Raw genomic sequence first — 24513 nt, 5'->3', positions numbered from 1 at the left:
GCCGCGCTCGCAGGGCGCGGCGGGGCGGACATGCCCGGACCCGAAGTGCGGACAAGCGGCTTTTGTACGGCAGACTTGACCGGACTCCAGGGGCCCGGCGCACGAGGCCGGGAACCAAAGCGAAGGATGGGTATGCCGACCACACCAGCCACCGCGACGCACAGCTCGTCGAACGGCACCGCAGAAGCGATCATGCTCGAACTGGTCGACGAGAACGGCACCACGATCGGCACCGCGGAGAAGCTGGCGGCCCACCAGGCCCCCGGGCAGCTGCACCGCGCGTTCTCGGTGTTCCTCTTCGACGAGCAGGGGCGGCTGCTGCTCCAGCGCCGGGCACTCGGCAAGTACCACTCCCCCGGTGTCTGGTCGAACACCTGCTGCGGACACCCCTATCCGGGCGAGGCGCCGTTCGCGGCCGCCGCCCGGCGTACGTACGAGGAGCTGGGGCTCTCGCCCTCACTGCTGGCCGAGGCGGGCACGGTCCGCTACAACCACCCGGACCCCGCTTCGGGTCTGGTGGAGCAGGAGTTCAACCACCTGTTCGTGGGAATGGCGCAGGAGGCCCTGAAGCCGGACCCCGAGGAGGTCGGGGAGACGGCCTTCGTGACGGCGGCGGAGCTGGCGGAGCGGCACGCGCGGGCGCCGTTCTCGGCGTGGTTCATGACGGTGCTGGACGCGGCACGGCCGGCGATCCGTGAGCTGACGGGGCCCTCCGCCGGCTGGTGAGCCCTCGCTCGTCCCCGTACGGGGCGGTCAGAGCTGCGTCTTCAACGGCAGCGCCGCCCAGATGATCTTCCCGCCGCTCGCGGTGTGCTCGACGTCGCAGGTGCCGCCCGCCTCCGCGGTGACGACCTTGACCAGCAGCAGGCCCCGGCCGCCGGTCTGGGCGTAGTCCGTCTCCAGGGCGGTGGGGCGGTAGGGGTGGTTGTCCTCGACCGAGACGCGGACCCAGTCGGCGGCGATGGCCACCTCGACGGCCAGCTCGGGCGAGAGGAGCGCCGCGTGCTTGACGGCGTTGGTCACCAGCTCCGAGACGATCAGCAGGAGCCCCTGGAGGATGCCGTCCTCGATGGGCACGCCCTGCCGCCCGAGCAGATCGCGTACGGCGTGCCGGGCGCTGGGCACGGACGCGTCCACGGCGGGGGCGGTGAAGCGCCACTCCCCCTCGTACGACACGGGGTCGGCGGGGGCACTCCCGAGGCTCTCCATCGTCCGGCACCAGCTCTCACTCGCACTGCACTGACCGTCGAGTAAAGAGTGTTGGGAATGGCCTGGTCCGGACCGTGCCACTGATCGGAAGTAGCCAGGTATCGGCGCTATTCGACCGAACGAGCACATCTCTGCAAGCCCAGGGACTACTTCTGCTCTTCTTCTGGTGACTTGATCGGCTCGTCCGAGGTCGGGGCAGTTTCATCGAGCCGCTCCGAGACCATGCTGACGATGCGGCGGCCGCCGATGCCGATGGCGATCAGGCCGAGCCCGTCGAACAGCAGGGCCAGCGAGAAGAAGCAGCCCAGGACGTACAGGCTGCTGTGCGGCCAGTCGAAGAGCACCAGCAGCCCCAGCAGCAGCCCGAAGGCGCCCTGGAGCAGCGTCCACCCCATCTGCGGGCCGCGTACCACGACACTGCCGACCAGCCGGAAAACCCCGCCGGTCAGGAAGAGCAGGGCGGCGAACATGGTGAGCGCCTCGGCCGTGCCCTCGGGATGCTTGATGACGACGACGCCCGCTGCGATGTTGAGGGCCGCGACGACCACACCCAGCCAGAAGTAGTTGGTGCCGCGCGACTCGATCGCGTGCAGCAGTCCGACGAGGCCACCGACGAGCAGCAGCCAGCCGAAGAGCAGCATCGAGGTGAGGGTGGCGACGCCGGTGTAGACGAGACCGATGATGCCCGCGATCACCAGCAGCGCGCCGAGCAGCGCCAGCCAGCCGAAACTGCGGCTGAGCTTCCTGCCCTCGGCTGTGGGTTCGTTCATCGACAGCTCCTCACGGTGCGTGCCCGGCTCACGACCCCTTCTTGATCATAGGTTCGAACCCCCCGGATAGCATCCGGCCCATGGACCGTACGGAACCGAGCCTGATCCCGTCCGTCGAGCGCGGCGTCGCCACCGTCGTGATCACGAACCCCGCCAAGCGCAACGCGATGACCGCCGCGATGTGGCGGAGCCTGCCGGAGCTGCTGGAGCGGCTGGCGGCCGACCCGGCGGTCCGGGTCCTGGTGCTGACCGGGGCCGGGGACACCTTCTGCGCCGGGGCCGACATCTCCACGCTGCGGGAGAGCGCGGACACCGCCCAGGGCCTGGCGGTGGCGGCCGAGGAGGCGCTCGCCGCGTTCCCCCGGCCGACGCTGGCCGCGGTACGCGGCTACTGCGTGGGCGGCGGCAGCCAGCTGGCCGCCGCCTGCGATCTGCGGTTCGCGGAGGAGGGCGCCTCCTTCGGGGTGACCCCGGCGAAGCTCGGCATCGTCTATCCGGCTTCCTCGACCCGGCGGCTGGTCGCCCTCGTCGGCCCGGGCACGGCCAAGCATCTGCTGTTCTCCGGCGAGCTGATCGACACCGGACGGGCGCTGCGCACCGGCCTGGCCGACGAGGTGCTGCCCGTGGGCGGCCTGGACAAGCGGGTCGAGGAGTACGTACGGGTCCTGGCATCCCGGTCCCGGCTGACCCAGGCCGCGGCGAAGGAGTTCGCGGCGGGCCGGACGGACCGGGACGCGTACTGGGCCGGTGAGGCGCGGAGCAGTACGGACACGGCGGAGGGCGTCGCCGCCTTCCTGGAGCGGCGCGCGCCGGTGTTCACCTACACGACGGGCCCCACCTCCGGGTGAGCCGGTGGGGCCCGGGCCCTACCGGGCGCTGTGACGGCTCCTGGACCGCCACTCCTCGACGAGGGCGGCCGGGGCCTTGTGCGGCGAGCCGGAGTCGTAGGGCGGCTGCGGGTCGTACTCCGTGAGCAGCTGCACCGAGCGCGCCACGTCGTCGCCGGCGATCCGGCCGAGCAGGGTCAGCCCCATGTCGATGCCGGAGGAGACCCCGGCGGCGGTGACGTACTTGCCGTCGAGCACAACCCGCTCCCCGGTGGGCTCGACGCCGAACTCCTCCAGCAGCTCCAGCGCCAGCCAGTGCGAGGTGGCCCGTCGTCCCCGCAGAAGTCCGGCCGCCGCCAGCAGCAGCGATCCGGTGCAGACCGAGGTGGTCCAGGTGGAGGTGGCGTCGACCGTGCGCAGCCAGCCGAGCAGGGTGTCGTTCTCCATCTGGTCGCTCTGGCCGGGGCCGCCGGGCACGATCACCAGATCGGGCGACGGCACCTCGGCGAGCGTCTTCTCCGCGACGAGCGCGAGGCTTCCGCTGTCGTTGCGGACGGGTCCGGTCCGTTCGGCGACGAAGACGGTCTCGGCGCCGGGGGCGCGGCTGAGGATCTCGTAGGGGCCCACCGCGTCCAGGGCGGTGAAACGGTCGAAGAGCAGGATGGCGATCTGCACGGAAGCTGCCTCTCGGTTCGGACGGACGGGCCGGATGGTGGCTGACGGCTGACTGACCGGCTGACCGGCTGGTCGGCCGACCGGCGGTGCGTTTCGGGTGTCAGCTGCCGGCCGCGGGTGTGCGGAAGCGGCGGCGGTATTCGGCCGGTGCCGTCGCGAGGGTCTTCACGAAGGCCCGGCGCATGGCCTCCGGGGTGCCGTAGCCGCTGGCGCGGGCGATCCGCTCGACGCCGTCGGCGGTGTCCTCCAGGAGCCGGCGGGCGTGCTCCAGACGGACGCGTTCGACGTACCGCCCCGGGGTCGTGCCGGTCTCCGACCGGAAGGCGCGGGCGAAGTGCCGGGGCGAGAGCCGGGCGCGGGCCGCGAGGGCGTCGACCCCGAGGTCGGCGTCCGGGTGCTGGGCGATCCAGTGCTGGACCTCGCGCAGCGGTTCGCGCCGGGCGGTCTGGGCGCTGAGCTGGGCGCTGAACTGGGCCTGGTTGCCCGGGCGGCGCAGGAACACCACGAGGTGCCGGGCGATCGTCAGCGCGAGGTCGCGCCCGTGGTCCTCCTCGACGAGCGCGAGGGCCAGATCGATGCCCGCGGTGACGCCCGCCGAGGTGGCCAGCCGCCCGTCCCGTACGAAGATCGGCTCCGGGTCGACCTCGACGGCCGGGTAGTCACGGGCCAGCCGCTCGCAGTAGTTCCAGTGGGTGGTGACCCGGTGCCCGTCCAGCAGGCCCGCCTCGGCCAGCAGCAACGCCCCGGTGCACACGGAGACCAGCCGCTCCGCGCGGGGCGCGTGCTCCCGCAGCCAGCCGGTCAGCCCGGGCTGCGAGCCCCGGGTGCCCTGCCCGCCGGGCACCAGCAGCGTGTGCGGGGCGGGCGCGTCGGCCAGGCTGCTGTCGGGCACCAGGGTCAGACCGCTGGTGGACCGGACCGGGCGACCGTCGAGCGAGGCGGTCCGCAGGTCGTAGGAGACGCCGGGCGACCGGGAGGCGCCGGAGAAGACCTCCATCGGGCCGCTCACGTCGAGGCTCTGAACACCGTCGAAGAGGACGACGAGCACGGTTCGCTGCTTCACGTCCGTCATCCTGGGCGACGGGCGACGATGGCCGCAATGACGAGTACCCCACCTTTCCTGCCATCGGCCTTCCGTGGCACGGCCACCCCTCCCCCGGGGTTCCCTTCCGTACCGACCAGTCGGTAACGTGCCCGTATGAGTTCTCTCCCGGCCCGCGCGGAGCGCCGCTGCCACAACGCCGTCAACCCGCTGCACTCGTGTCTCTTCTTCTCCCCCGACCTGGGCGCGGAGATGGCGAAGATCGGCATCGAGGACCCCAGCGCCGCCTACTTCGCGACCCGGGCCGCCGCGCTCGGCGCGGTGGGCGCGGGGACCGTCAGCGCCACCTTCTACAACTTCAACCCCGCGCTGGTGGCCCGCCATGTGCCCGCCGTCTGGGAGACCGCCGCTCCCGACGTGGTCCTCGGGGCCCGGCTGCGGGCGGCGGACTCGACGCTGCGGCGGCTGCTCGGCGAGGAGATCGTCGCCTCCGCCGAGATGGCGGAGGCGGCCCGGCTCGCGCTGCGCGCCACCGAGGCCTGCACCCCGCACGCCCGCCCGCTGTACGCGGCGCACGCGGAGCTGCCGGTGCCCGAGGAGCCGCACCTGGCGTTCTGGCACGCGGCGACCCTGCTGCGCGAGCACCGGGGCGACGCGCATCTGGCCGCCCTGCTCGCCGCCGGTCTCGACCCGCTGGAGTCACTGGTCAGCCACACCGCGACCGGCAAGGGCATGGCGATCCGCTGGATCCTGTCCTCCCGGGGCTGGCGCCGCACCGACTGGGAGGCGGCGTCCGAGCGACTGCGGGAGCGCGGGCTGCTGGCGGGCGGCGAGGAGTTGGCGCTCACCGAGGCCGGAACGGCGCTGCGCGCGGAGGTCGAGCAGGCGACGGACCGCATGGACGCGGCCCCGTACGAACACCTGGGCGCGGAAGGCGTGGAGCGGCTCACCGAGCTGGGGCGCGGCTTCCTGTTCACGGCCGCGGCGGCGGGCGCGTTCCCGGCCTCGGCGACCGGCCGGGGCTGACCCGGGACGGGCCCCGGCACGGCCCGGGACCCCCGCGCACCGCGTCGGGGCTCCCGGGCGTGTTGCCCGAGGTCACGCGACACGGCCCCCGGCCACCCGGCACAATGCAGGCCTGGGGGATGCCCCCGGCAAGCAAGAACGTGCTCATCACGACCCGGGCACGGCCAGCACAGCCAGTACGAGAAGGCGAGTCGGGAAAACCGTGACGACGTCCATCGAAGGCAGGATCGCCGAGGAGCTCGGCGTACGTGAGCGACAGGTCAGGGCCGCCGTCGAGCTGCTCGACGGCGGATCGACCGTGCCGTTCATCGCGCGCTACCGCAAGGAGGCGACCGAATCCCTCGACGATGCGCAGCTGCGCACGCTGGAGGAACGGCTGCGCTATCTGCGGGAGCTGGAGGAGCGGCGTACCGCGATCCTCGAATCCGTGACGGAACAGGGCAAGCTCGACGCGGCGCTGGAGGCGAGCATCCGGGCCGCGGAGACCAAGGCGCGCCTGGAGGACATCTATCTGCCGTTCAAGCCGAAGCGGCGCACCAAGGCGCAGATCGCCCGGGAGGCGGGGCTCGAACCGCTGGCGGACGGACTGCTCGGCGACCCGTCGGTCGACCCGCTCGCGGCGGCCGCCGCGTTCGTGGACGGCGACAAGGGTGTCGCGGACGCGGCCGCCGCGCTGGACGGCGCCCGCTCGATCCTCACCGAGCGGTTCTCCGAGGACGCCGACCTGACCGGCGAGCTGCGCGAGCGCATGTGGACCCGCGGCCGGCTGGCGGCGAAGGTGCGCGAGGGCCAGGAGGAGGCGGGCGCGAAGTTCGCCGACTACTTCGACTTCGCGGAGCCGTTCACCGCGCTGCCCTCGCACCGGGTGCTCGCGATGCTGCGCGGCGAGAAGGAGAACGTGCTCGATCTGGTCCTGGAACCGGAGGAGCCGGAGGCCGCAGGGCAGCCCGGTCCCTCCTCGTACGAGAACATGATCGCCCGCCGCTTCGAGATCGCCGACCGGGGCCGCCCGGGCGACAAGTGGCTGGGCGACACCGTGCGTTGGGCGTGGCGGACCCGGATCCAGGTGCACCTGGGCATCGACCTGCGGCTGCGGCTGCGCACGGCGGCGGAGGACGAGGCCGTACGCGTCTTCGCCTCGAACCTGCGCGATCTGCTGCTCGCCGCCCCGGCCGGCACCCGCGCCACGCTCGGTCTCGACCCCGGTTTCCGTACGGGGGTGAAGGTGGCGGTCGTCGACGCGACCGGCAAGGTGGTGGCCACCGATGTGATCCACCCGCATGTGCCCGCGAACAAGTGGGACCAGGCGCTGGCCAAGCTCGCGCACCTCGCGAAGGAGCACGCGGTCGACCTGGTCGCGATCGGCAACGGCACGGCGTCCCGCGAGACGGACAAGCTCGCCGGTGAACTGATCGACAAGCACCCGGAGTTGAAGCTCACCAAGGTGATGGTCTCGGAGGCGGGCGCCTCGGTGTACTCCGCCTCCGCGTTCGCCTCGCAGGAACTGCCCGACATGGACGTGTCGTTGCGCGGCGCCGTCTCCATCGCGCGGCGGCTCCAGGACCCGCTGGCGGAGCTGGTGAAGATCGACCCGAAGTCGATCGGCGTCGGCCAGTACCAGCACGACCTGTCCGAGGTGAAGCTCTCGCGGTCCCTGGACGCGGTCGTCGAGGACTGTGTGAACGGCGTCGGCGTGGACGTCAACACCGCGTCCGCACCGCTGCTTTCACGAGTCTCGGGGATCAGCTCGGGGCTCGCGGAGAACATCGTCGCGCACCGCGACACCAACGGCCCCTTCCGGTCCCGGAAGGCGCTCAAGGACGTGGCGCGGCTCGGCCCGAAGGCGTACGAACAGTGCGCGGGCTTCCTGCGGATCCGGGGCGGCGACGACCCGCTGGACGGCTCCAGCGTGCACCCCGAGGCCTACCCGGTGGTGCGGCGGATGGGGAAGAGCGCGGGCGGCGAGGTGGCCTCGCTGATCGGCAACGCGGACGCCCTGCGGGCACTGCGCGCGGCGGACTTCGTGGACGACATGTTCGGGCTGCCGACCGTGACGGACATCCTCAAGGAGCTGGAGAAGCCGGGGCGCGACCCGCGGCCCGCCTTCCGCACGGCGACCTTCAAGGAGGGCGTCGAGAAGCTCGGCGACCTGGAGCCGGGCATGGTGCTGGAGGGCGTCGTGACGAACGTGGCCGCGTTCGGCGCGTTCGTCGACGTCGGCGTCCACCAGGACGGTCTGGTGCATGTCTCGGCGCTGTCGAAGACGTTCGTGAAGGACCCGCGGGACGTGGTGAAGCCCGGGGACATCGTGAAGGTCAAGGTCATGGACGTCGATGTGCCGCGCAAGCGGATCTCACTGACGCTGCGGCTCGACGACGAGCCCGGCGCGGGCGGCGGTCCGGGCGGCGGGCAGCAGGGCCGCGGCGAGCGGGGCGGCCGGCCCCCGAAGCAGCGCCAGGGTCAGGGCCAGGGACAGCCGTCCGGTGGCGGTCAGGGCCAGCAGGGCGGCGGCGGCCGGGACCGGCGCGGCGGTGGCGGTGGCTCGCGGCAGGGCGGCCAGGGTGCTCCGGCTCCGGCGAACAGCGCGATGGCCGATGCGCTGCGGCGGGCCGGGCTGGCCGACCCGAAGCCGGGCGGCGGCCGGGGTCGCTGAACGAGGCGGGAGGTGAGGGGCGGGTCGCCGGGTTCGGCCCGCCCCTCACCGCCTCGCGTGGTTACGGGGGTCGGGGTGCGGGCCGCACCCCGGCCCCCGTAACTCCGCTCAGACCTCCTTGACCTGACCGTCCGTCACTTCGATGCGGCGGGTCGTCCGGACTGCCTCCAGCATCCGCCGGTCGTGCGTGACCAGCAGCAGGGTGCCCGTGTACGTCTCCAGGGCCGCCTCCAACTGCTCGATGGCGGGCAGGTCGAGGTGGTTCGTCGGCTCGTCGAGCACCAGGAGGTTGACGCCCCGGCCCTGGAGCAGGGCGAGGGCCGCGCGGGTGCGCTCGCCCGGGGAGAGGCTGGTGGCCGGTCGCATCACATGGTCGGCGCGCAGGCCGAACTTGGCGAGCAGCGTGCGGACTTCGGCCGGTTCGGTGTCCGGCACGGCCGCGCAGAACGCGTCCAGCAGCGACTGTGCGCCGAGGAACAGCTTGCGGGCCTGGTCCACTTCGCCGACGACGACGCCCGAACCGAGCGTGGCGTCGCCGGAGTCCAGCGGCAGCCGCTCCAACAGGGCCGCCAGCAGTGTGGACTTGCCCGCGCCGTTGGCCCCGGTGATGGCGACCCGGTCCGCCCAGTCGATCTGGAGCGAGGCGGGGCCGAAGGTGAAGTCGCCGCGGGCCACCCGGGCGTCGCGCAGGGTGGCGACGACGGATCCGGAGCGCGGGGCGGAGGCGATCTCCATCCGCAGCTCCCACTCCTTGCGCGGCTCCTCGACCACGTCGAGACGCTCGATCATGCGCTGGGTCTGCCGGGCCTTCGCGGCCTGCTTCTCGCTGGCCTCGCTGCGGGCGTTACGGCCGAGCTTGTCGCCGTCGGTGGCCTTGCGGCGGGCGTTCTTGACGCCCTTGTCCATCCAGGAGCGCTGCATATGGCCGCGCGCTTCGAGGGACGCCTTCTTGTCGGCGTACTCCTCATAGCCCTCGCGGGCGTGCCGGCGGGCGGTCTCCCGCTCCTCCAGATAGGCCGCGTAGCCACCGCCGTACAGATTGATCTGCTGCTGGGCGAGGTCCAGCTCCAGCACCTTGGTGACCGTGCGCATCAGGAACTCACGGTCGTGGCTGATGACGACCGTTCCCGCGCGCAGGCCGGACACGAAGCGCTCCAGACGCTCCAGCCCGTCGAGGTCGAGGTCGTTGGTGGGCTCGTCGAGCAGGAAGACGTCGTAGCGGGAGAGGAGCAGCGAGGCGAGTCCGGCGCGGGCCGCCTGGCCGCCGGAGAGCGCGGTCATGGGCCGGTCGAGGCCCACGGTCAGCCCGAGCTCGGCGGCGACCTGCTCGGCCCGCTCGTCCAGGTCCGCGCCGCCGAGGGCGAGCCAGCGCTCCAGGGCGTCGGAGTACGCGTCGTCCGCGCCGGGCGCTCCCGCGACCAGGGCCTCGGTCGCCTCGTCCATGATGCGCTGGGCATCGGCGACGCCGGTGCGGCGGGCCAGGAAGGCGGCCACGGTCTCGCCGTCGCGGCGCTCGGGCTCCTGCGGGAGGTGGCCGACGGTGGCGGTGGGCGGCGAGAGGCGCAGCTCGCCCTCCTCCGGGCGGTCGAGCCCGGCGAGGAGGCGGAGCAGGGAGGATTTTCCGGCGCCGTTGACTCCGACGAGACCGATCACGTCACCGGGGGCGACGACGAGGTCGAGCCCGGCGAAGAGCGTGCGGTCACCGTGTCCGGCGGCGAGGTCCTTGGCGACGAGAGTGGCAGTCATCAGGGTGCCGATCCTAGTCGCCGGTTCTCGATGCCCCGGCCGGCCGATGCCCTCTCCGGCCGAAGCACCGCGACCCGACGCCCTCTGTGGCGGTCAGCCGACCCGGTGGACCAGCTGGGTGCTCAGTTCGTACCGCGCCCCCACGATCGCCAGCTCCCCGGCGGCCACCTTCGCCGCGAGATCGGCCTCGCGCGCCAGGCGGGACCGGACCAGCCGGACCTGGGCGCTGACCGTGGCGTCCACCCGGGCGTCGCCGTGCTGCCCGTGCACGATCGCGGGCCTGATCTGGTCGGCCACGTACTGGATGTGCGCGGGCAGGTGCTCCCCGGTCTCCTCCGCGTGGACCGCGGCGGCGACCGCGCCGCACGACTGGTGTCCCAGGACCACGACCAGCGGGATGCCCAGTTCGAGGACGCCGTAGGCGATGCTGCCGAGCACCGCCTCGTCCAGTACCTCGCCGGCCGAGCGGACGGTCATCAGGTCGCCGAGTCCCTGGTCGAAGACCAGCTCCGGCGGGACGCGGGAGTCGATGCAGCCGAGTATCAGCGCGAACGGCGACTGGCCGGACACGAGAGCGGTGCGCACCCCGGCGGCCTCGTGGGGATGCCTTTGGTGGAGCGTGCGCCAGCGGCGGTTCCCGGCGGCGAGTGCCTTCAGGGCCGCGGCCGGGGTCGCGGGCCTCGCCGCGGTCGCGGACCGGGTGCGCGGGGCGGCGCCCACGGGCGAGGAGCCCGCGGCGAGCACGCCCGCCGCGGCGGTGGCGGCGGAGGCGCGGAGCAGGGTGCGGCGCGTGGTCGGCGCCGTGCGGGGGGTTCGGGTGATTCTCACGCGCGGACGCTAACCCCCCTGCCCAGGTGGGAAGTTGACGCCGGACAACCCTTGGCCGGACCTTGACCATCTCTTGGACGAGTGAGAACGGAGCAGCGCAGAGCGGTGCGGGGGGCACGGACGGCACCGGCCCGGCGGGATGCTGCGGAACGCGGCCCGCCGGGCCGGAGAGCAGGGCGGTCAGCTGAAGCGGTCGAGCGTGATCAGCGCCTCCTGCGGGTTGCCGTCGTGGACGAGCGACTCGTGGGCGCCCACGTCGTCGAAGGCGAAGCCGTACGCCTTGCCGTCCACCATCTGCGCGTGGATGAGGCGGGAGTAGTGGTTGGTCACGGAGTCCTTGTAGAAGTTCGCCGCGTTGTTGTCGGGCTGGTTCGCGCTGGTCAGCAGGGTCGAGCGGTTGAAGCCCGCGCACAGGGTGCGGGAGATCGGGCCGCGCACCTGGTCGTTCGGCGCGTCCAGGTGCTTGTAGCAGCCGAAGACGCTGTCCGAGTCCGGCTTCTGGAACGAGGTCACGACGGCGCCCGAGCCGTTGGTGAAGTTCATGACGTTGCCGGAGACCCGGCCGTAGTACTTGGTGTTCGGCTCGTGCGCGAACGGCGTCACCGTCAGCACGGAGCTGCTGTAGCGGCTCCAGACCCGGTTGATGTAGTCGTCCATGATCCCGGACGGCAGGCTGCCGCTCCCGACGCCGTGCCCCGGGGACAGGGCGCGCAGCACCGTTCCGTCGGACCGGGTCTGGATGAGGCCGGACCAGCCGCCGGACTGGTTCCTGAGGTTGCTGAAGACGGCGTTGTAGCCGCCCGGCTTGAGCTTGCCGGTGCTCTTGACGGCCCCGCCCGGCGCCTTGACGCCGACGGAGTAGGGGGCGGAGAACATGTCGACCTGGGTGCTGTTGATCCACAGACCCGCGTCGTTGAGCGTGTACTCGGTCCAGTTGAACAGGATGTTCCTGTTCGGGTCGCTCGGGTTCTGCACCGCGGGCTGGACGAGACCGCCCGTGGTGACCTTGAAGACGAGCTTCTGTCCGTACGAGAAGTAGACGCGACCGGAGAACTTCGGCATCCGGATCGTCACCGACCGGCCGTTCCCCGGACCGGCGATCGACGCGTCCGGGGCCGGGGTGGGCGGGTTGCCTCCGGCCGGCCAGGGGTGGAACGTACCGTTCGCGTCCGCCCAGCCCTGACGGCCGGTGGAAAGCTCCGTTCCGAGGTTGTAGACGTAGATCTGGTCGGCGCGTCCCGAGTCGTTCGTGATGGTCAGCGGGATGGTGGCGGGTACCGCCGCCTCGGCGGGCGGCTGGCCGACGCCGGTGGTCAGCCCTAGGGCGAGGGCCAGGGCCGCGGTCAGCGCGCCGAGGCTTCTCCGTGAGCCGGGACTTCTCCGTGAGCCGGGACTTCTCCGTGAGCCGGGATTTCTTCGTAAAGCGGGCATGCTCGTTCTCCTCATCGGGCGGATGCGTGGGTGGAACGGGGGGCACATCACCTGCGAGCCTGAGAGCGCTCTCAGAATCCTGCGGTGGGCGACCTCTGTCAACGAACCTGTCTCAACTTGTCGAACCCGCCGAGCGCCCCGCGCCGTGCCGGCCGGCCGCCGTGTGCCCCCGGCCCCGGGCTTCCGGTTCCGCTGGCCCCGGGATTCCGCTTTCGGTTAGCGTCCGGGCAGCGAGGGGCGAGGGCCGAGCGAAGAGGAGTGACCGTGGTGGCGGATGTGATCGTGGTGGGCGGCGGGGTCGTCGGTCTCACCACCGCCGTGACACTGGCGGAGCGCGGGCTGCGGGTGCGGGTCTGGTCGCGCGATCCGGCCGGGGCGACGACGTCGGCGGTGGCGGGGGCCCTGTGGTGGCCGTACCGGATCGAGCCGGCCGAGCGGGTGGGCGACTGGTCGCTGGAGACGCTGGCGGTCTACGAGGAGCTGTCGGGCGCGCCGGAGAAGACCGGGGTACGGCGGGTGGCGGGGCTGCACGCCGGTGAGCGGTTCGCGGCGCTGGGCGACTGGGCGGCGGGGCTGAAGGACGCGGTGGAGGTGCCCGAGGGGCTGCGGGTGACGCTGCCGCTGCTGGACATGCCGGTCCATCTGGCCTGGCTGGAGCAGCGGCTCGTGGCGGCGGGCGGTGCGGTGGAGCGGCGGACGGTGAAGGGGTTCGACGAGGCGGCGGAGCTCGGCGCTGTGGTGGTGAACTGCACGGGGCTCGGGGCGCGCGAGCTGGTGCCCGACGCCGGGGTGCGGCCGGTGCGGGGGCAGCTGGTCGCGGTGGAGAACCCGGGGATCGAGGAGTGGTACACCGCGGCGGATCCGGCGTCGGCCGCGACGACGTACTTCTTCCCGCAGCCGGGCCGGCTGGTGCTGGGCGGTACGGCCGAGGCGGACGATCGGCGCACCGAGCCCGACCCGGAGACGGCTCGGGAGATCGTGGCGCGGTGCGCCCGGATCCGGCCGGAGATCGCCGGCGCCCCGGTACTCGGGCACCGGGTGGGGCTGCGGCCGGCGCGGGAGGCCGGGGTGCGGATCGAGGCGGAGGCGCTGCCGGGCGGCGGACTGCTGGTGCACAACTACGGGCACGGTGGCGCGGGCGTCACCGTCGCCTGGGGGTGTGCGCGGGCGGCGGCGGCGCTGGTGGACTGACCGCGACCGGAATCCGGCTCCACAACGGCCGCGGAGCCCGCGACCGGTCGATGGTCGCGGGCTCCGGAGCCGTTGTGCGGTTCTGCGGTCACCGGGTCAGTCGGATGGCCGCTTCTCGGTGGAGGTGGACGTGGCCGTCGAGCCCGATCCGCCGGACTCGTGCTTGTGGCGCTCGTCCGAGACCGGAGTCGTCCCGGGGCCGATCCGGATCTCGAAGTCGCCGTCGTACTTGGCGTGCCCCTCGATCACCGCGGACTCGACCGCCTCCACGCCGAACTCCTGGCGGACGATCTGGGGGTCCTTGCGCAGGTCCCGCATCAGGGCCACGCACATACCGATCATCACGATGGTGAAGGGCGCCGCCACCAGGATGGTGAGGTTCTGGAGCCCTTGGAGGGCGTTCTCCTTGCCCTCCCCGATCAGCAGCATGATCGCGGCCACGGCCCCGGTCACGACGCCCCAGAAGATGACGACCCACCTGCCCGGTTCGAGGACGCCCTTCTGCGAGAGGGTTCCCATGACGATCGAGGCCGCGTCGGCTCCGGAGACGAAGAAGATGCCGACCAGGATCATCACGAGGATGGAGGTGACCGTGGCGATCGGGAACTCCTGGAGGACGCCGAACAGCTGCGCCTCGGGGGTGTCGGCGCCCTGGAGCTTGCCGGCCTCGTCCAGCTTCATGGCCGAGCCGCCGAAGACGGCGAACCAGATCAGGCTGACGGTGCTGGGCACCAGGATGACGCCGCCGACGAACTGACGGATCGTCCGGCCGCGGCTGATCCGGGCGATGAACATGCCGACGAAGGGCGTCCAGGAGATCCACCAGGCCCAGTAGAAGACCGTCCAGCTGCCGAGCCAGTCCGCGACGCCCTCGCCGCTGGACGCCTCGGTGCGCCCGACGAGCTGCCCGAGGTCGCTGAGGTAGGCGCCCAAGGAGGTGGGCATCAGATCGAGCACGATGATCGTGGGACCGGCGATGAAGACGAACGCCACCAGGAGCAGCGCCAGCACCATGTTGGTGTTGGACAGCCACTGGATGCCCTTCTCGACGCCGGAGACCGCGGAGAGGACGAAGCAGACGGTCAGCACGGCGATGATCGCGACGAGGAGACCGGTTCCGGTCTTCTCCATCCAGTCCAGCTCCTGGAAACCGCTGCCGATCTGGAGCGCGCCCAGACCGAGCGAGGCCGCGGAGCCGAACAGCGTGGCGAAGATGGCCAGGATGTCGATGAAGCGGCCGAAGCCGCCGTAGGCGTGCCGCTTGCCGATCAGCGGCTCGAAGACCGCGCTGATCGTCTGCCGCCTGCGCATTCGGTACGCACTGTAGGCGATGGCGAGGCCGACCACCGCGTAGATCGCCCAGGGATGCAGCGTCCAGTGGAAGAGGGTCGTGGCCATCGCCGTTCCCATGGCGTCGGCCGCGTCCGCGGGGTCGGTGCCCGGCGGCGGGGTACGGAAGTGGGCGAGCGGTTCGCTCACGCCGTAGAACATCAGCCCGATGCCCATACCGGCGCTGAACATCATGGCGACCCAGGAGATGGTCCGGAACTCCGGCTCCTCACCCTCCTGACCGAGGCAGATCTTGCCGTACCGGCTGACGGCCAGCCACAGCGCGAAGACGACGAACCCGGAGGCGGCCAGCATGAAGGCCCAGCCGCCGTTGTGGATCAGCCCGTCGAGCAGCTTGCTGGACACGCTCTCCAGGGAGTCGGTGGCGGTGGCTCCCCACACGACGAAGGCGAGGGTGAGGACCGCCGTGACGCCGAACACCACCCGGTCGGTGGTCGGAGTCCTGGTACTGACCGGCTCGGGGGGAAGGTCCGCCGTGACCGACAGCCCCTCCCGCCCGTCCGCGGTCTGGTCGTCCTGGGACACAAATGGCACCTTTCACCGAGTCTGAAAAACGCTCTCCGTAGGCAGTACCACACCTGCCCCGGATCTCGAAGGATCAACAAGCAGTTCTGGCTTGACCGTTTGTGAGGTGATATGTCGCCCGCTGATCGAGAAGCAACGGAATCAGGCTTCTGGCCGACTGACGCAGGGACACAAACGCGCCATCTCCGTCCGGCCGGGCCCTGACGCCGTGCAGGGCCAGCTCGTCCTTCACCCGCGCGTACTGGGCCGCGTCCAGCCGGTAGCCGCACGGCGGGTCGGCGAGGATCTCGGCGGGTTCGGCCGGGTCGTTGTCGGCACCGCCGAGGTACACGGGCCCCCGGTCGGCCAGGCCGGTCAGCCGTGAGAGGGCGGTGGCCGTCCGGAGCCGGGCGCGCTGCTCGTCGGTGAAGGCGAAGAGTCCGCCGAGCGCGGTCCGCTGGGAATGCACCCTGCGCCGGTGGTTGAGCGCCGGATCGTCCTTCTCCGCGTCGCTCAGCGCGTCGACCCGGGATTCGATGAGCAGGCCCACCGCGTGCTTGAGGCCGGAGGTGTTGCGCAGGATGCGTTCCTGGCCGTCGCCCGCGACCTGCTTGATCGGGTCCCCGGTGGCCGGATCGGTCCAGATGCCGTAGTGGCCGCTGCTGTAGCCGCCCGCCGTCGCGGCGGGACGGACATAGCGTTCGGAGAGGGTGCGCGAGGCGTCGTGGACCCGGTCGTCAACGTTGAGGTTGCGCGGCCACAGGGCGAACAGGTCCTTGTCGTAGTACGGCGGGGTCGCGCCGTACTCGTGCAAGTCGTAGATCACCTGCGGTCGTTCGTCGCGTACGACGGCGGCGATCGCCCGTGCCTCGGCGGTCTCCAGGGCGATGTGGTCGCGGTTGATGTCGACCCCGTCCGCGTTGCCGCGGGTGTCGGCGGCGCGTCCGTCGGGGTTGGCGGTGGGCAGCACCAGCAGAGTCGTTCGGGCCAGGAAGGCGCGGGTCGCCCGGTCCTCGGCGAACGCCAGGTCACGGACCGTGGTCAGACAGGCCTCGCGCCCGGCGGGCTCGTCGCCGTGCTGACTGCAGATCAGCAGGACCGTGGTGGCGTCGGGGCGCTCCTGGCCGACGCGTACGAGGCGGAGCGGGCGGCCCTGTTCCGTCGTGCCGATCCGGTCCACGGAGACCCGGTCGCTCCCCCGGTCCACCGCGGTGAGGAAGGCCCGCTCCTCCGCCTCGCCGGTCCAGCGGGCCCCGTCGCTCGTCTCGAACCCGGTGCGCGGCGGGCGGTGCGCGGCCTCGGCGGGTGCGATGGCGAACGGCAGGGCCAGCGCGGCGAGCGTCGCCGCCACGGCCGTGCGGCGCATCGCCCTGGCGCCCCGGCGCGGCGGCTCCGACTCCGGCCGGGCGGGTCCGGTGACCGGCGCGAGCCACGGGTGCGGGCTGAGCATGCGGAGTGCACGAGCGACGCGATGGGTCATCGGCGGCTGCCTCCCGGGCATGTGGGGCGGGCACGGGCATGGGGGCGGGTGCTGTGACACCCGTGGGGCCCGCGGCGATGTGCGGACGTTACACCGGTCAACTCCCGTGCAACAGGGGGCGATCACTGCGCCGGGGTGCTGCCGCCCGTGACGGCGGAATGGCGATCGTGTGACGGATGTGCCCGGAATGGGCCGTCCCGCTCCGGCGGGTGCATAGCCTCGTGACGACCGGTCGGAAGATCATCCGCCCCGACTCATTGGAGCTTGTTGTGCACCGCAGATTCATCGTCCCCAGCGCGCTGGCGGCCACCCTTCTGCTGGCGATCCCGGCAGCGGCCGCACCGGGCACCGTGGGCGCCCCGGGTATCGGCGACCCCTATTACCCGGCCAGCGGAAACGGTGGCTACGACGTCTCCCACTACGACCTGCGGCTGAAGTACCAGCCGGTGACCGACCTGCTGGAGGGCACGGCGACGATCCTCGCCACCACGACGCAGGAGCTGTCCCGCTTCAACCTCGGCTTCGGGCTCGATGTCTCCGAGGTACGGGTGAACGGCAGGAAGGCCCGCTTCGCCACGAGCGGCGACCACGAGCTGGAGGTCACCCCGGCCGACCCGCTGGCGAAGGGCAAGGACGTCTCGGTGGTGGTCCGGTACGCCGGGAAGCCCTCCGAGCTGAAGATCAACGGCTGGACCGCCTGGGCCAGGACCCCGGACGGCGGTGTCGCCGCGCAGGAGCCGGAGTCGGCCGTGTGGTGGTACCCGAGCAACGACCACCCGCTGGACAAGGCCACCTACGACGTGTCGGTCTCGGTGCCGGACGGCACCCAGGCGATCAGCAACGGGGTGCTCCAGTCGCAGAGTTCGAAGCTCGGCTGGACCCGCTTCAACTGGCGCTCCGACAAGCCCCAGGCGACCTATCTGACGACGCTCGCCATCGGCAGGTTCGACATCACGACCGACAGGACGGCGGACGGTCTGCCCGTCCTGAACGCCTACAGCAAGGACCTGGGCGCCAACGCCGGTGCGGCCCGCGCGAGCATCGAGCGGACCACCGAGGTCGCCGAGTGGCTGACCGAGGTGTTCGGCCCGTATCCGTTCAACGCGCTGGGCGGTTACGTGCCCAATGTGACGAGCGGTTTCGCCCTGGAGACCCAGACACGGCCCTTCTACAGCCCGCGACAGTTCGCGAACGGCGCCAACGTCTCGGTCGTCGTCCACGAGCTGGCCCACCAGTGGTATGGAGACAGCGTCTCGGTCGACGGCTGGAAGGACATCTGGATCAACGAGGGCTTCGCCCGCTACAGCCAGTGGCTCTGGTCGGAGAAGGAGGGCGAGGGCACCGCGCAGGAGCTGGCCGACTACGCCTACGCCCAGCACCCGGCCGACGATCCGTTCTGGCAGGTGAAGCCGGGTGACCCGGGCCCGGACAACCAGTTCGACATCGCCGTGTACGACCGGGGCGCGCTGGCGCTCCAGGCGCTGCGCAACGAGGTCGGCGACGACACCTTCTTCGAGCTGCTGAAGGGCTGGCCGGCCGAGCACGCGTACGGCAACGCGAACGTGGGCGACTTCGTCCGGTACGCGGAGCGGGTCTCCGGCAAGCCGCTGGCCGCGCTCTTCGACACCTGGCTCTACCGGCCGGCGCGGCCGGCGGCCCCGGCGGCGGCCGACGCGGGACTCGCCGAGGCGGCGCTGTCGGCCCGTTCGGCGGCGCGGGTCGAGCGGCCCGCGTCCTGGAAGAAGATCGCGGCGACGAACACCGTGCACGACCACGGCGACCACACGGCTTCCGCCCACCGGTCCGAAGGCGGTCACGAGCACCGCTGACGGCCGTACGCACGGACACCGGGGCCGTCGGAGCGGCGAAGTCCAGCTGCTCCGACGGCCCTTCGGCCGTTCCGGGGATCAGCCGCCCGGCATGGCCGTACGCCGGGCGGCGCGGGCCGCCCGCGCCCGGGGCAGATAGCGGACCCGTTCCGGAAGGGCGGGGACGACGACCCGCAGGACCGCGCACATCCGGCGCAGCCGCTTCTCCTGGTCGTCGGTCCACGGCAGACCGATGGCGGCGCGGGCGTCGGGCGGCATGAACCCGATGGTGACGAACCGCCGGAAGCGGGCCAGCGGCGGCAGCAGCACCGGCCACAGGGCCCGCAGAACGACGCGCAGCGGCCACGGGCCCCGGTCCGGCGGCGGTACGGGCTGGTCGACGTCGACCAGCTCCCGCACCACGGTGGTCGCCTCGATCTCGCCGGCGAGCATCTTCTGCCAGTACGGCCAGAACTCCTCGATGGTCTGCGGCATGTCCCGGTCGTGGATGCCGAGGATCCGGCCGACCCGGAGCCACTCCGCGTACAGGGCGCGCTCCTGGGCGGGGGTCATGGGCCGGATGAGATAGCGGGCGGCGTGCTGGTAGACGGGGAAGCCGGTGGAGTGCACCCAGGCGTAGTTGGCGGGCGTCAGGGCGTGGTACGGACGGCCGCGGGTGTCGGTGCCCCGGATCGTGCGGTGCAGCCGGCGCAGTCTGCGGCCCTCCTCGGCGGCCTCCGCGCCGCCGTAGACCCAGAGCTGGAGCGAGCGCAGCGAGCGTTCGCCGCGCCCCCACGGATCCGTGCGGAAGACGGAGTGTTCGTCGACCCCGGCGCCGACCGCCGGGTGGGCGACCTGGAGGGTGAGGGCGGCGGGCAGCATCAGCAGGGCGCGGATGTCGCCGGACAGGCTCCAGAGCACCCCGCCGGGCGGAGGCGGCTCGGGGTCCTTCGCACCGCCGGGCTGCGGCGGCTCGGCGGTCCTGGCGTCGGTCGCGCTGCTCATCCGGTGCTCCCGCGGTCCCGGCGGGCCTGCCGTGCGCTGCCCGTCCCCTTCCTCTCCATGATCCCTCGGGTGCGGGAGGACCGCGGTGGCGGGGTCCGGGGCGGTCGCGTCCGGGGTGGTCGGTGAGCCGGTCAGTCGTGGTCGTACACCGTCACCGGCAGGCCGGCGGATATCAGCCGTCGCTCGATCAGCGGCTCGATCCTGGACCAGGTGCCGCCCGCGAGCCCGCAGCCGATCCGGGGCATATGGACCGAGGCCCCGAGCTCGCCCGCCCTGACGGCCACCGCGCCGAGCGCCGCGTCGATCGCCTCGTACCGCACGGGCACCCCCTTGCTGCCGGTGCGCATGCCCCGCTGGCCGATCATGTTGGCCACCCAGAGATAGGGCCCGACCCGCACGAACTGCGCCGCGCCGAGTGCGAAGTCGTTGGCCGCGCGCTCGCGGTGCCAGCGCCGGTAGGCGGCCTCGGGCTCCGGCCAGCGGCGCGAGAGGGCCAGCACGAAGCCCTTGCCCCAGCCGCCCAGGTCGTTGCAGACGTGGACGATCAGCTTGACGCCCTTGCCCTGCGGCGCGGTGGCGTCCCCCCGTACGTACGTGATCTCCGACATGACCTCACCGTACGGGCGGCCACTGACAACGGGCTCGGACCGACCACGGGGCCGGGGTGGACGGCGGGGCGCCGGTGCCGGAGACTTTCGCAGTAGTGGTGAGACAGCGGAACTGTCCGATACGAGGTTCGACCGCGGGGAGCAGAGATGGCGACGGGGACCGACGAGCCGACGCTCACGGTGGACGAGCTGGCGGCGCGCGCCGGAGTCACCGTACGCACCGTGCGGTTCTACAGCACCCGGGGCCTGTTGCCGCCGCCGGTCATCGGGCCCCGCCGGGTCGGGCACTACGGTCCTGACCATCTCTCGCGGCTCGCGCTGATCGAGGAGCTCCAGCAGCAGGGGATGACGCTGGCCGCGATCGAACGGTATCTGGAGCAGCTGCCGCCCGACCTGAGCGCCCACGATCTGGCGATCCACCGGGCGCTGGTGGCGTCCTGGGCGCCGGACAAGACCGAGGACTTCTCCCGGGCCGAGCTGGAGCGGCGGACCGGGCGGGCGCTGTCGGAGCCGGATGTGGAGCGGCTGGCGGCGATGGGGGTGCTGGTGCGGCCGCAGGAGGCCGGCGGGGCGTACCGGGTGGATCTGGGGCTGCTGCGGCTCGGGGTGGAGCTGCTGGACGTGCCGATCGCGCACGAGACGATCCTGGCGGCACGGACCGTGCTGCTGGAGCACACCCGCTCGGCCGCCCAGGAGATGACGCGGCTGTTCCGGGACGAGGTGTGGAACCCCTACCGGGAGCGCGAGGGCGACCCGGAGCATGTGGCGGCGATGAAGTCGCTGTCCGCCGATATGCAGCCGATCGTGGTGCAGGCGCTGGTGACGGCGTTTCAGCGGTCGCTGAAGGAGGAGCTGCGGGCCGCTTTCACCGCCGAGCGACGGTGAAAGCGGCCCGCGGCAGGGCCTGTCGACGGGTCAGTCGTGGAAGGTCTCGCCCTTCTCCGCCTTCTCCACCAGCAGCGCGGGCGGCAGGAAACGGTCGCCGTAGCGCTCGGCCAACTCCCGGGCGCGGGCCACGAAGCCGGGCAGGCCGCCCTCGTACCCGTTGATGTACTGGAGGACGCCACCGGTCCACGGCGGGAAGCCGATGCCCATGATGGAGCCGATGTTGGCGTCGGCGACGGAGATGAGGACGTTCTCCTCCAGGCAGCGGACGCTGTCCAGCGCCTCGGAGAAGAGCATCCGCTCCTTCATGTCCTCGAAGGGCACGTCTCCGTCGGCCGTGGTCGTGAAGTGCTCGCGCAGGCCCGGCCAGAGACCGGCGCGCTTGCCGTCCCCGTCGTAGTCGTAGAAGCCCGCTCCCCCGCTGCGCCCCGTGCGGCCGAACTCGTCGACCATGCGGTCGATGACCTCGTCGGAGGGGTGGCCGGGCCAGGTGCCGCCGGCCTCCTCCACCGCACGCTTGGTCTCGTTGCGGATCTTGCGGGGCAGGGTCAGGGTCAGCTCGTCCATCAGGGAGAGGACCTTGGCCGGGTAGCCGGACTGGGCGGCGGCCTGCTCGATCGAGGCGGGCTCGACGCCCTCGCCGACCATCGCCACGCCCTCGTTGATGAACTGCCCGATGACGCGCGAGGTGAAGAAGCCGCGCGAGTCGTTGACGACGATCGGCGTCTTCTTGATCCGGCGGACCAGGTCGAAGGCGCGGGCCAGCGCCTCGTCGCCGGTGCGCTCGCCCTTGATGATCTCGACGAGCGGCATCTTGTCGACGGGCGAGAAGAAGTGCAGCCCGATGAAGTCGACGGGGCGTGAGACGCCCTCGGCGAGGACGGTGATCGGGAGGGTGGAGGTGTTGGAGCAGAGCAGCGCGTCGGGCTCGATGACGTCCTGGATCTCCTGGAACACCTTGTGCTTGAGGGCGGTGTCCTCGAAGACGGCCTCGATCACCGCGTCGCAGCCCGCGAGGTCGGCGGCGTCACCGGTCGGGGTGATCCGGGCCAGCAGTTCGTCGCGCTTGGCCTCGGTCGTACGGCCCCGGGAGAGCGCCTTGGCGAGCAGCTTCTCGCTGTACGCCTTGCCCTTGGCGGCCGCCTCGGTGGAGACGTCCTTGAGGACGACGTCGATACCGGCCTTGGCACAGGAGTAGGCGATGCCCGCGCCCATCATCCCGGCGCCGAGGACGGCGACCTTCCGGACCGGGCGCTCCGGGATGTCCTTGGGCCGGTTGGCACCGGAGTTGACGGCCTGGAGGTCGAAGAAGAACGCCTGGATCATGTTCTTGGAGACCTGGCCGGTGACCAGCTCGGTGAAGTACCGGGCCTCGATGGTCAGGGCGGTCTCGAAGTCGACCTGCGAGCCCTCGACGGCCGCCGCCAGGATGTTGCGCGGCGCGGGCATGGGCGCGCCCGCGAGCTGCTTCTTCAGGTTGGCGGGAAACGCGGGCAGGTTGGCGGCGAAGCGCGGGTTGGACGGGGTGCCGCCGGGGATCTTGTAGCCCTTGACGTCCCAGGGCTGCTGCGACTCGGGGTTCGCGTCGATGAAGGCGCGGGCCTTCAGAATCATCTCCTCGCGGGTGGCGGCGACTTCGTGGACGAGGGCGTTCTCCAGGGCCCGCCGCGGGGTGTACTGGGTGCCCTGGAGGAGCACCTTGAGCAGGGCGTCGGCGATGCCCATGAGGCGTACGGTCCGGGTGACACCGCCGCCGGCCGGGAGCAGGCCGAGGGTGACCTCGGGCAGGCCGATGCGGGATCCGGGGGCGTCGAGGGCGACGCGGTGGTGGGAGGCGAGCGCGATCTCGTAACCGCCGCCGAGGGCCGCGCCGTTGATGGCGGCGACGACGGGCTTGCCGAGGGTCTCGATGCGGCGCAGCGAGTTCTTGATCTCGGTGCCGGTGTCGAAGGCGGCCTGGGCGTTCTCCGGGCCGACCTTGATCATGTCCTTGAGGTCGCCGCCGGCGAAGAAGGTCTTCTTGGCGGAGGTGTAGATGATGCCGCGGATGGAGTCCTTCTCGGCCTCGGCGCGGTCGGCGATGGCCGCGATGGAGTCCTTGAAGGCCTGGTTCATCGTGTTCGCGGACTGGTCGGGGTCGTCGAGGACGAGGGTGACGACGCCGGTCTCGTCCTGTTCCCAGCGGATGGTGGTGCTCTCGGTCGTCATGTCGGTGTCTTCTCCGTAAGCAGGTGGGGCCGGGAACAGGTCAGATGCGTTCGACGATGGTCGCGACACCCATGCCGCCGCCGACGCAGAGGGTGACCAGGCCGAACCGCTGGTCGCGGCGCTCCAGTTCGTCGATGACCGTGCCGAGGATCATCGCGCCGGTCGCGCCGAGGGGGTGGCCGAGCGCGATGGCGCCGCCGTTGACGTTGACCTTGTCCAGGCTCAGGCCCATGTCCTTGACGAAGCGCAGGACGACCCCGGCGAAGGCTTCGTTGATCTCGACGAGGTCGATGTCGTCGATGGTCAGCCCGGCCTTGGCGAGCGCCTTGCGGGTGGCGGGCGCGGGGCCGGTGAGCATGATGGTGGGCTCGGAGCCGGAGACGGCGGCGGAGACGATGCGGGCGCGCGGGGTGAGGCCGTAGCGCTCTCCGACCTCCTTCGAGCCGATGGCGACGAGGGCCGCGCCGTCCACGATGCCGGAGGAGTTGCCCGCGTGGTGGACGTGGTCGATCTTCTCGACCCAGTGGTACTTCTGGAGCGCCACCGCGTCGAAGCCGCCCATCTCGCCGATGCCCGCGAAGGACGGCTTGAGACCGGCGAGGGAGTCGGCGGTGGTGCCGGGGCGCAGGTGCTCGTCGTGGTCGAGGACGGTCAGGCCGTTGCGGTCCTTGACGGGGACGACGGAGCGGGCGAAGCGGGCGTCCTTCCAGGCCGCCGCGGCGCGTTCCTGGGAGAGGGCGGCGTACTCGTCGACGTCACGGCGGCTGAAGCCCTCGATGGTGGCGATGAGGTCGGCGCCGATGCCCTGCGGGGCGAAGCCGGTCTCGAAGCTGGTCATCGGGTCCATGGCCCAGGCCCCGCCGTCCGAGCCCATCGGCACCCGGGACATCGACTCGACTCCCCCGGCGAGCACCAGGTCCTCCCAGCCCGAACGGACCTTGGCGGCGGCCAGGTTGACCGCTTCCAGGCCGGAGGCACAGAAGCGGTTCTCCTGGACCCCGGCGACGGAGTCGGGCAGCCCGGCCGCGATGGCGGCGATCCGGGCGATGTCGGAGCCCTGGTCGCCGAGCGGGCTGACCACGCCGAGGACGATGTCGTCGATGGCGGCCGGGTCGAGGTCCGGGAAGCGGCCCCGGATCTCGTGGATGAGGCCGACGACGAGGTCGATCGGCTTGGTGCCGTGCAGGGCTCCGTTGGCCTTGCCGCGGCCGCGGGGGGTGCGGATCGCGTCGTAGACGAATGCTTCGGTACTCAAGACAGCTGCCTT

20 protein-coding genes are annotated in these 24513 nt (G+C 71.9%); 7 read left to right on the top strand and 13 right to left on the bottom strand.

All coding sequences use genetic code 11. From position 1 onward, the window contains the following. The first annotated feature begins 132 nt into the window (after positions 1-132). Positions 133-726, top strand: a complete 594-nt coding sequence (gene idi, locus KV381_RS32230; RefSeq protein ID WP_030076395.1) for an isopentenyl-diphosphate Delta-isomerase — start codon at positions 133-135, stop codon at positions 724-726. Between the two features lie 27 nt (positions 727-753). Here the strand turns inward: idi and KV381_RS32225 are convergent, their stop codons facing one another. Beyond that, entirely contained in the window at positions 754-1209 is a 456-nt protein-coding gene (locus KV381_RS32225; protein WP_218786908.1) for an ATP-binding protein, read from the bottom strand. Between the two features lie 146 nt (positions 1210-1355). Then, positions 1356-1979 (bottom strand): HdeD family acid-resistance protein, encoded by a 624-nt coding sequence (locus KV381_RS32220; protein ID WP_030076392.1) that lies wholly within the window; start codon positions 1977-1979, stop codon positions 1356-1358. 80 nt (positions 1980-2059) lie between these two features. Between KV381_RS32220 and KV381_RS32215 the strand changes: the two genes are divergently transcribed. Beyond that, positions 2060-2827: an enoyl-CoA hydratase/isomerase family protein gene (locus KV381_RS32215; RefSeq protein ID WP_086777583.1), complete on the top strand. Its 768-nt coding sequence runs from the start codon at positions 2060-2062 to the stop codon at positions 2825-2827. Positions 2828-2845: 18 nt separating this feature from the next. On the opposite strand, the gene KV381_RS32210 is transcribed toward KV381_RS32215, so the two are convergent. After that, entirely contained in the window at positions 2846-3481 is a 636-nt protein-coding gene (locus KV381_RS32210) for a DJ-1/PfpI family protein (RefSeq protein ID WP_218786907.1), read from the bottom strand. Between the two features lie 100 nt (positions 3482-3581). Continuing rightward, positions 3582-4553, bottom strand: a complete 972-nt coding sequence (locus KV381_RS32205) for a GlxA family transcriptional regulator (protein ID WP_218786906.1) — start codon at positions 4551-4553, stop codon at positions 3582-3584. Between the two features lie 126 nt (positions 4554-4679). Here KV381_RS32205 and KV381_RS32200 point away from each other — a divergent pair, with 126 nt between their 5' ends. Then, entirely contained in the window at positions 4680-5549 is an 870-nt protein-coding gene (locus KV381_RS32200) for a hypothetical protein (protein ID WP_218786905.1), read from the top strand. Between the two features lie 202 nt (positions 5550-5751). Then, positions 5752-8202, top strand: coding sequence for a Tex family protein (locus KV381_RS32195; RefSeq protein ID WP_218786904.1), 2451 nt, complete (start codon positions 5752-5754; stop codon positions 8200-8202). Positions 8203-8310: 108 nt separating this feature from the next. Here the strand turns inward: KV381_RS32195 and KV381_RS32190 are convergent, their stop codons facing one another. The 3 genes from KV381_RS32190 to KV381_RS32180 all read right to left on the bottom strand — a co-directional run bounded on the left by KV381_RS32190 (position 8311) and on the right by KV381_RS32180 (position 12207). Then, positions 8311-9948, bottom strand: a complete 1638-nt coding sequence (locus KV381_RS32190; protein ID WP_218786903.1) for an ABC-F family ATP-binding cassette domain-containing protein — start codon at positions 9946-9948, stop codon at positions 8311-8313. 93 nt (positions 9949-10041) lie between these two features. Then, complete coding sequence (locus KV381_RS32185; RefSeq protein ID WP_030076374.1) at positions 10042-10776, bottom strand: carbonic anhydrase; 735 nt, start codon at positions 10774-10776, stop codon at positions 10042-10044. Between the two features lie 180 nt (positions 10777-10956). Next, on the bottom strand, positions 10957-12207 hold the full coding sequence (locus KV381_RS32180) for a glycoside hydrolase family 64 protein (protein WP_256995191.1): 1251 nt from the start codon (positions 12205-12207) through the stop codon (positions 10957-10959). A gap of 258 nt (positions 12208-12465) precedes the next feature. On the opposite strand from KV381_RS32180, the gene KV381_RS32175 reads away from it, so the two are divergent. Next, positions 12466-13398 (top strand): FAD-dependent oxidoreductase, encoded by a 933-nt coding sequence (locus tag KV381_RS32175; protein ID WP_032785703.1) that lies wholly within the window; start codon positions 12466-12468, stop codon positions 13396-13398. 96 nt (positions 13399-13494) lie between these two features. On the opposite strand, the gene KV381_RS32170 is transcribed toward KV381_RS32175, so the two are convergent. Together KV381_RS32170 and KV381_RS32165 are read right to left on the bottom strand one after the other, a co-directional pair. Next, on the bottom strand, positions 13495-15273 hold the full coding sequence (locus KV381_RS32170) for a BCCT family transporter (protein WP_030076361.1): 1779 nt from the start codon (positions 15271-15273) through the stop codon (positions 13495-13497). 73 nt (positions 15274-15346) lie between these two features. Continuing rightward, entirely contained in the window at positions 15347-16732 is a 1386-nt protein-coding gene (locus KV381_RS32165; protein WP_030076359.1) for a M14 family metallocarboxypeptidase, read from the bottom strand. Between the two features lie 269 nt (positions 16733-17001). Here KV381_RS32165 and KV381_RS32160 point away from each other — a divergent pair, with 269 nt between their 5' ends. After that, positions 17002-18561 (top strand): M1 family metallopeptidase, encoded by a 1560-nt coding sequence (locus KV381_RS32160; RefSeq protein WP_218786902.1) that lies wholly within the window; start codon positions 17002-17004, stop codon positions 18559-18561. Positions 18562-18639: 78 nt separating this feature from the next. Here KV381_RS32160 and KV381_RS32155 read toward each other — a convergent pair whose 3' ends face one another. Beyond that, on the bottom strand, positions 18640-19545 hold the full coding sequence (locus tag KV381_RS32155) for an oxygenase MpaB family protein (protein WP_218786901.1): 906 nt from the start codon (positions 19543-19545) through the stop codon (positions 18640-18642). 131 nt (positions 19546-19676) lie between these two features. Beyond that, positions 19677-20153, bottom strand: coding sequence for a macro domain-containing protein (locus tag KV381_RS32150; RefSeq protein WP_098025086.1), 477 nt, complete (start codon positions 20151-20153; stop codon positions 19677-19679). 147 nt (positions 20154-20300) lie between these two features. On the opposite strand from KV381_RS32150, the gene KV381_RS32145 reads away from it, so the two are divergent. Continuing rightward, on the top strand, positions 20301-21038 hold the full coding sequence (locus KV381_RS32145; RefSeq protein WP_030076350.1) for a MerR family transcriptional regulator: 738 nt from the start codon (positions 20301-20303) through the stop codon (positions 21036-21038). 30 nt (positions 21039-21068) lie between these two features. Here KV381_RS32145 and KV381_RS32140 read toward each other — a convergent pair whose 3' ends face one another. Both KV381_RS32140 and KV381_RS32135 read right to left on the bottom strand, forming a co-directional pair. Beyond that, on the bottom strand, positions 21069-23246 hold the full coding sequence (locus tag KV381_RS32140; RefSeq protein ID WP_218786900.1) for a 3-hydroxyacyl-CoA dehydrogenase NAD-binding domain-containing protein: 2178 nt from the start codon (positions 23244-23246) through the stop codon (positions 21069-21071). A gap of 40 nt (positions 23247-23286) precedes the next feature. Next, on the bottom strand, positions 23287-24501 hold the full coding sequence (locus tag KV381_RS32135) for an acetyl-CoA C-acetyltransferase (RefSeq protein WP_218786899.1): 1215 nt from the start codon (positions 24499-24501) through the stop codon (positions 23287-23289). Positions 24502-24513: the final 12 nt, after the last annotated feature.

Source organism: Streptomyces sp. WY228, assembly GCF_019287315.1.
GTDB lineage: Bacteria > Actinomycetota > Actinomycetes > Streptomycetales > Streptomycetaceae > Streptomyces > Streptomyces caviscabies.
Note: the sequence above shows the minus strand (reverse complement) of the source record. Positions and strands in the feature narration are given on the sequence as shown.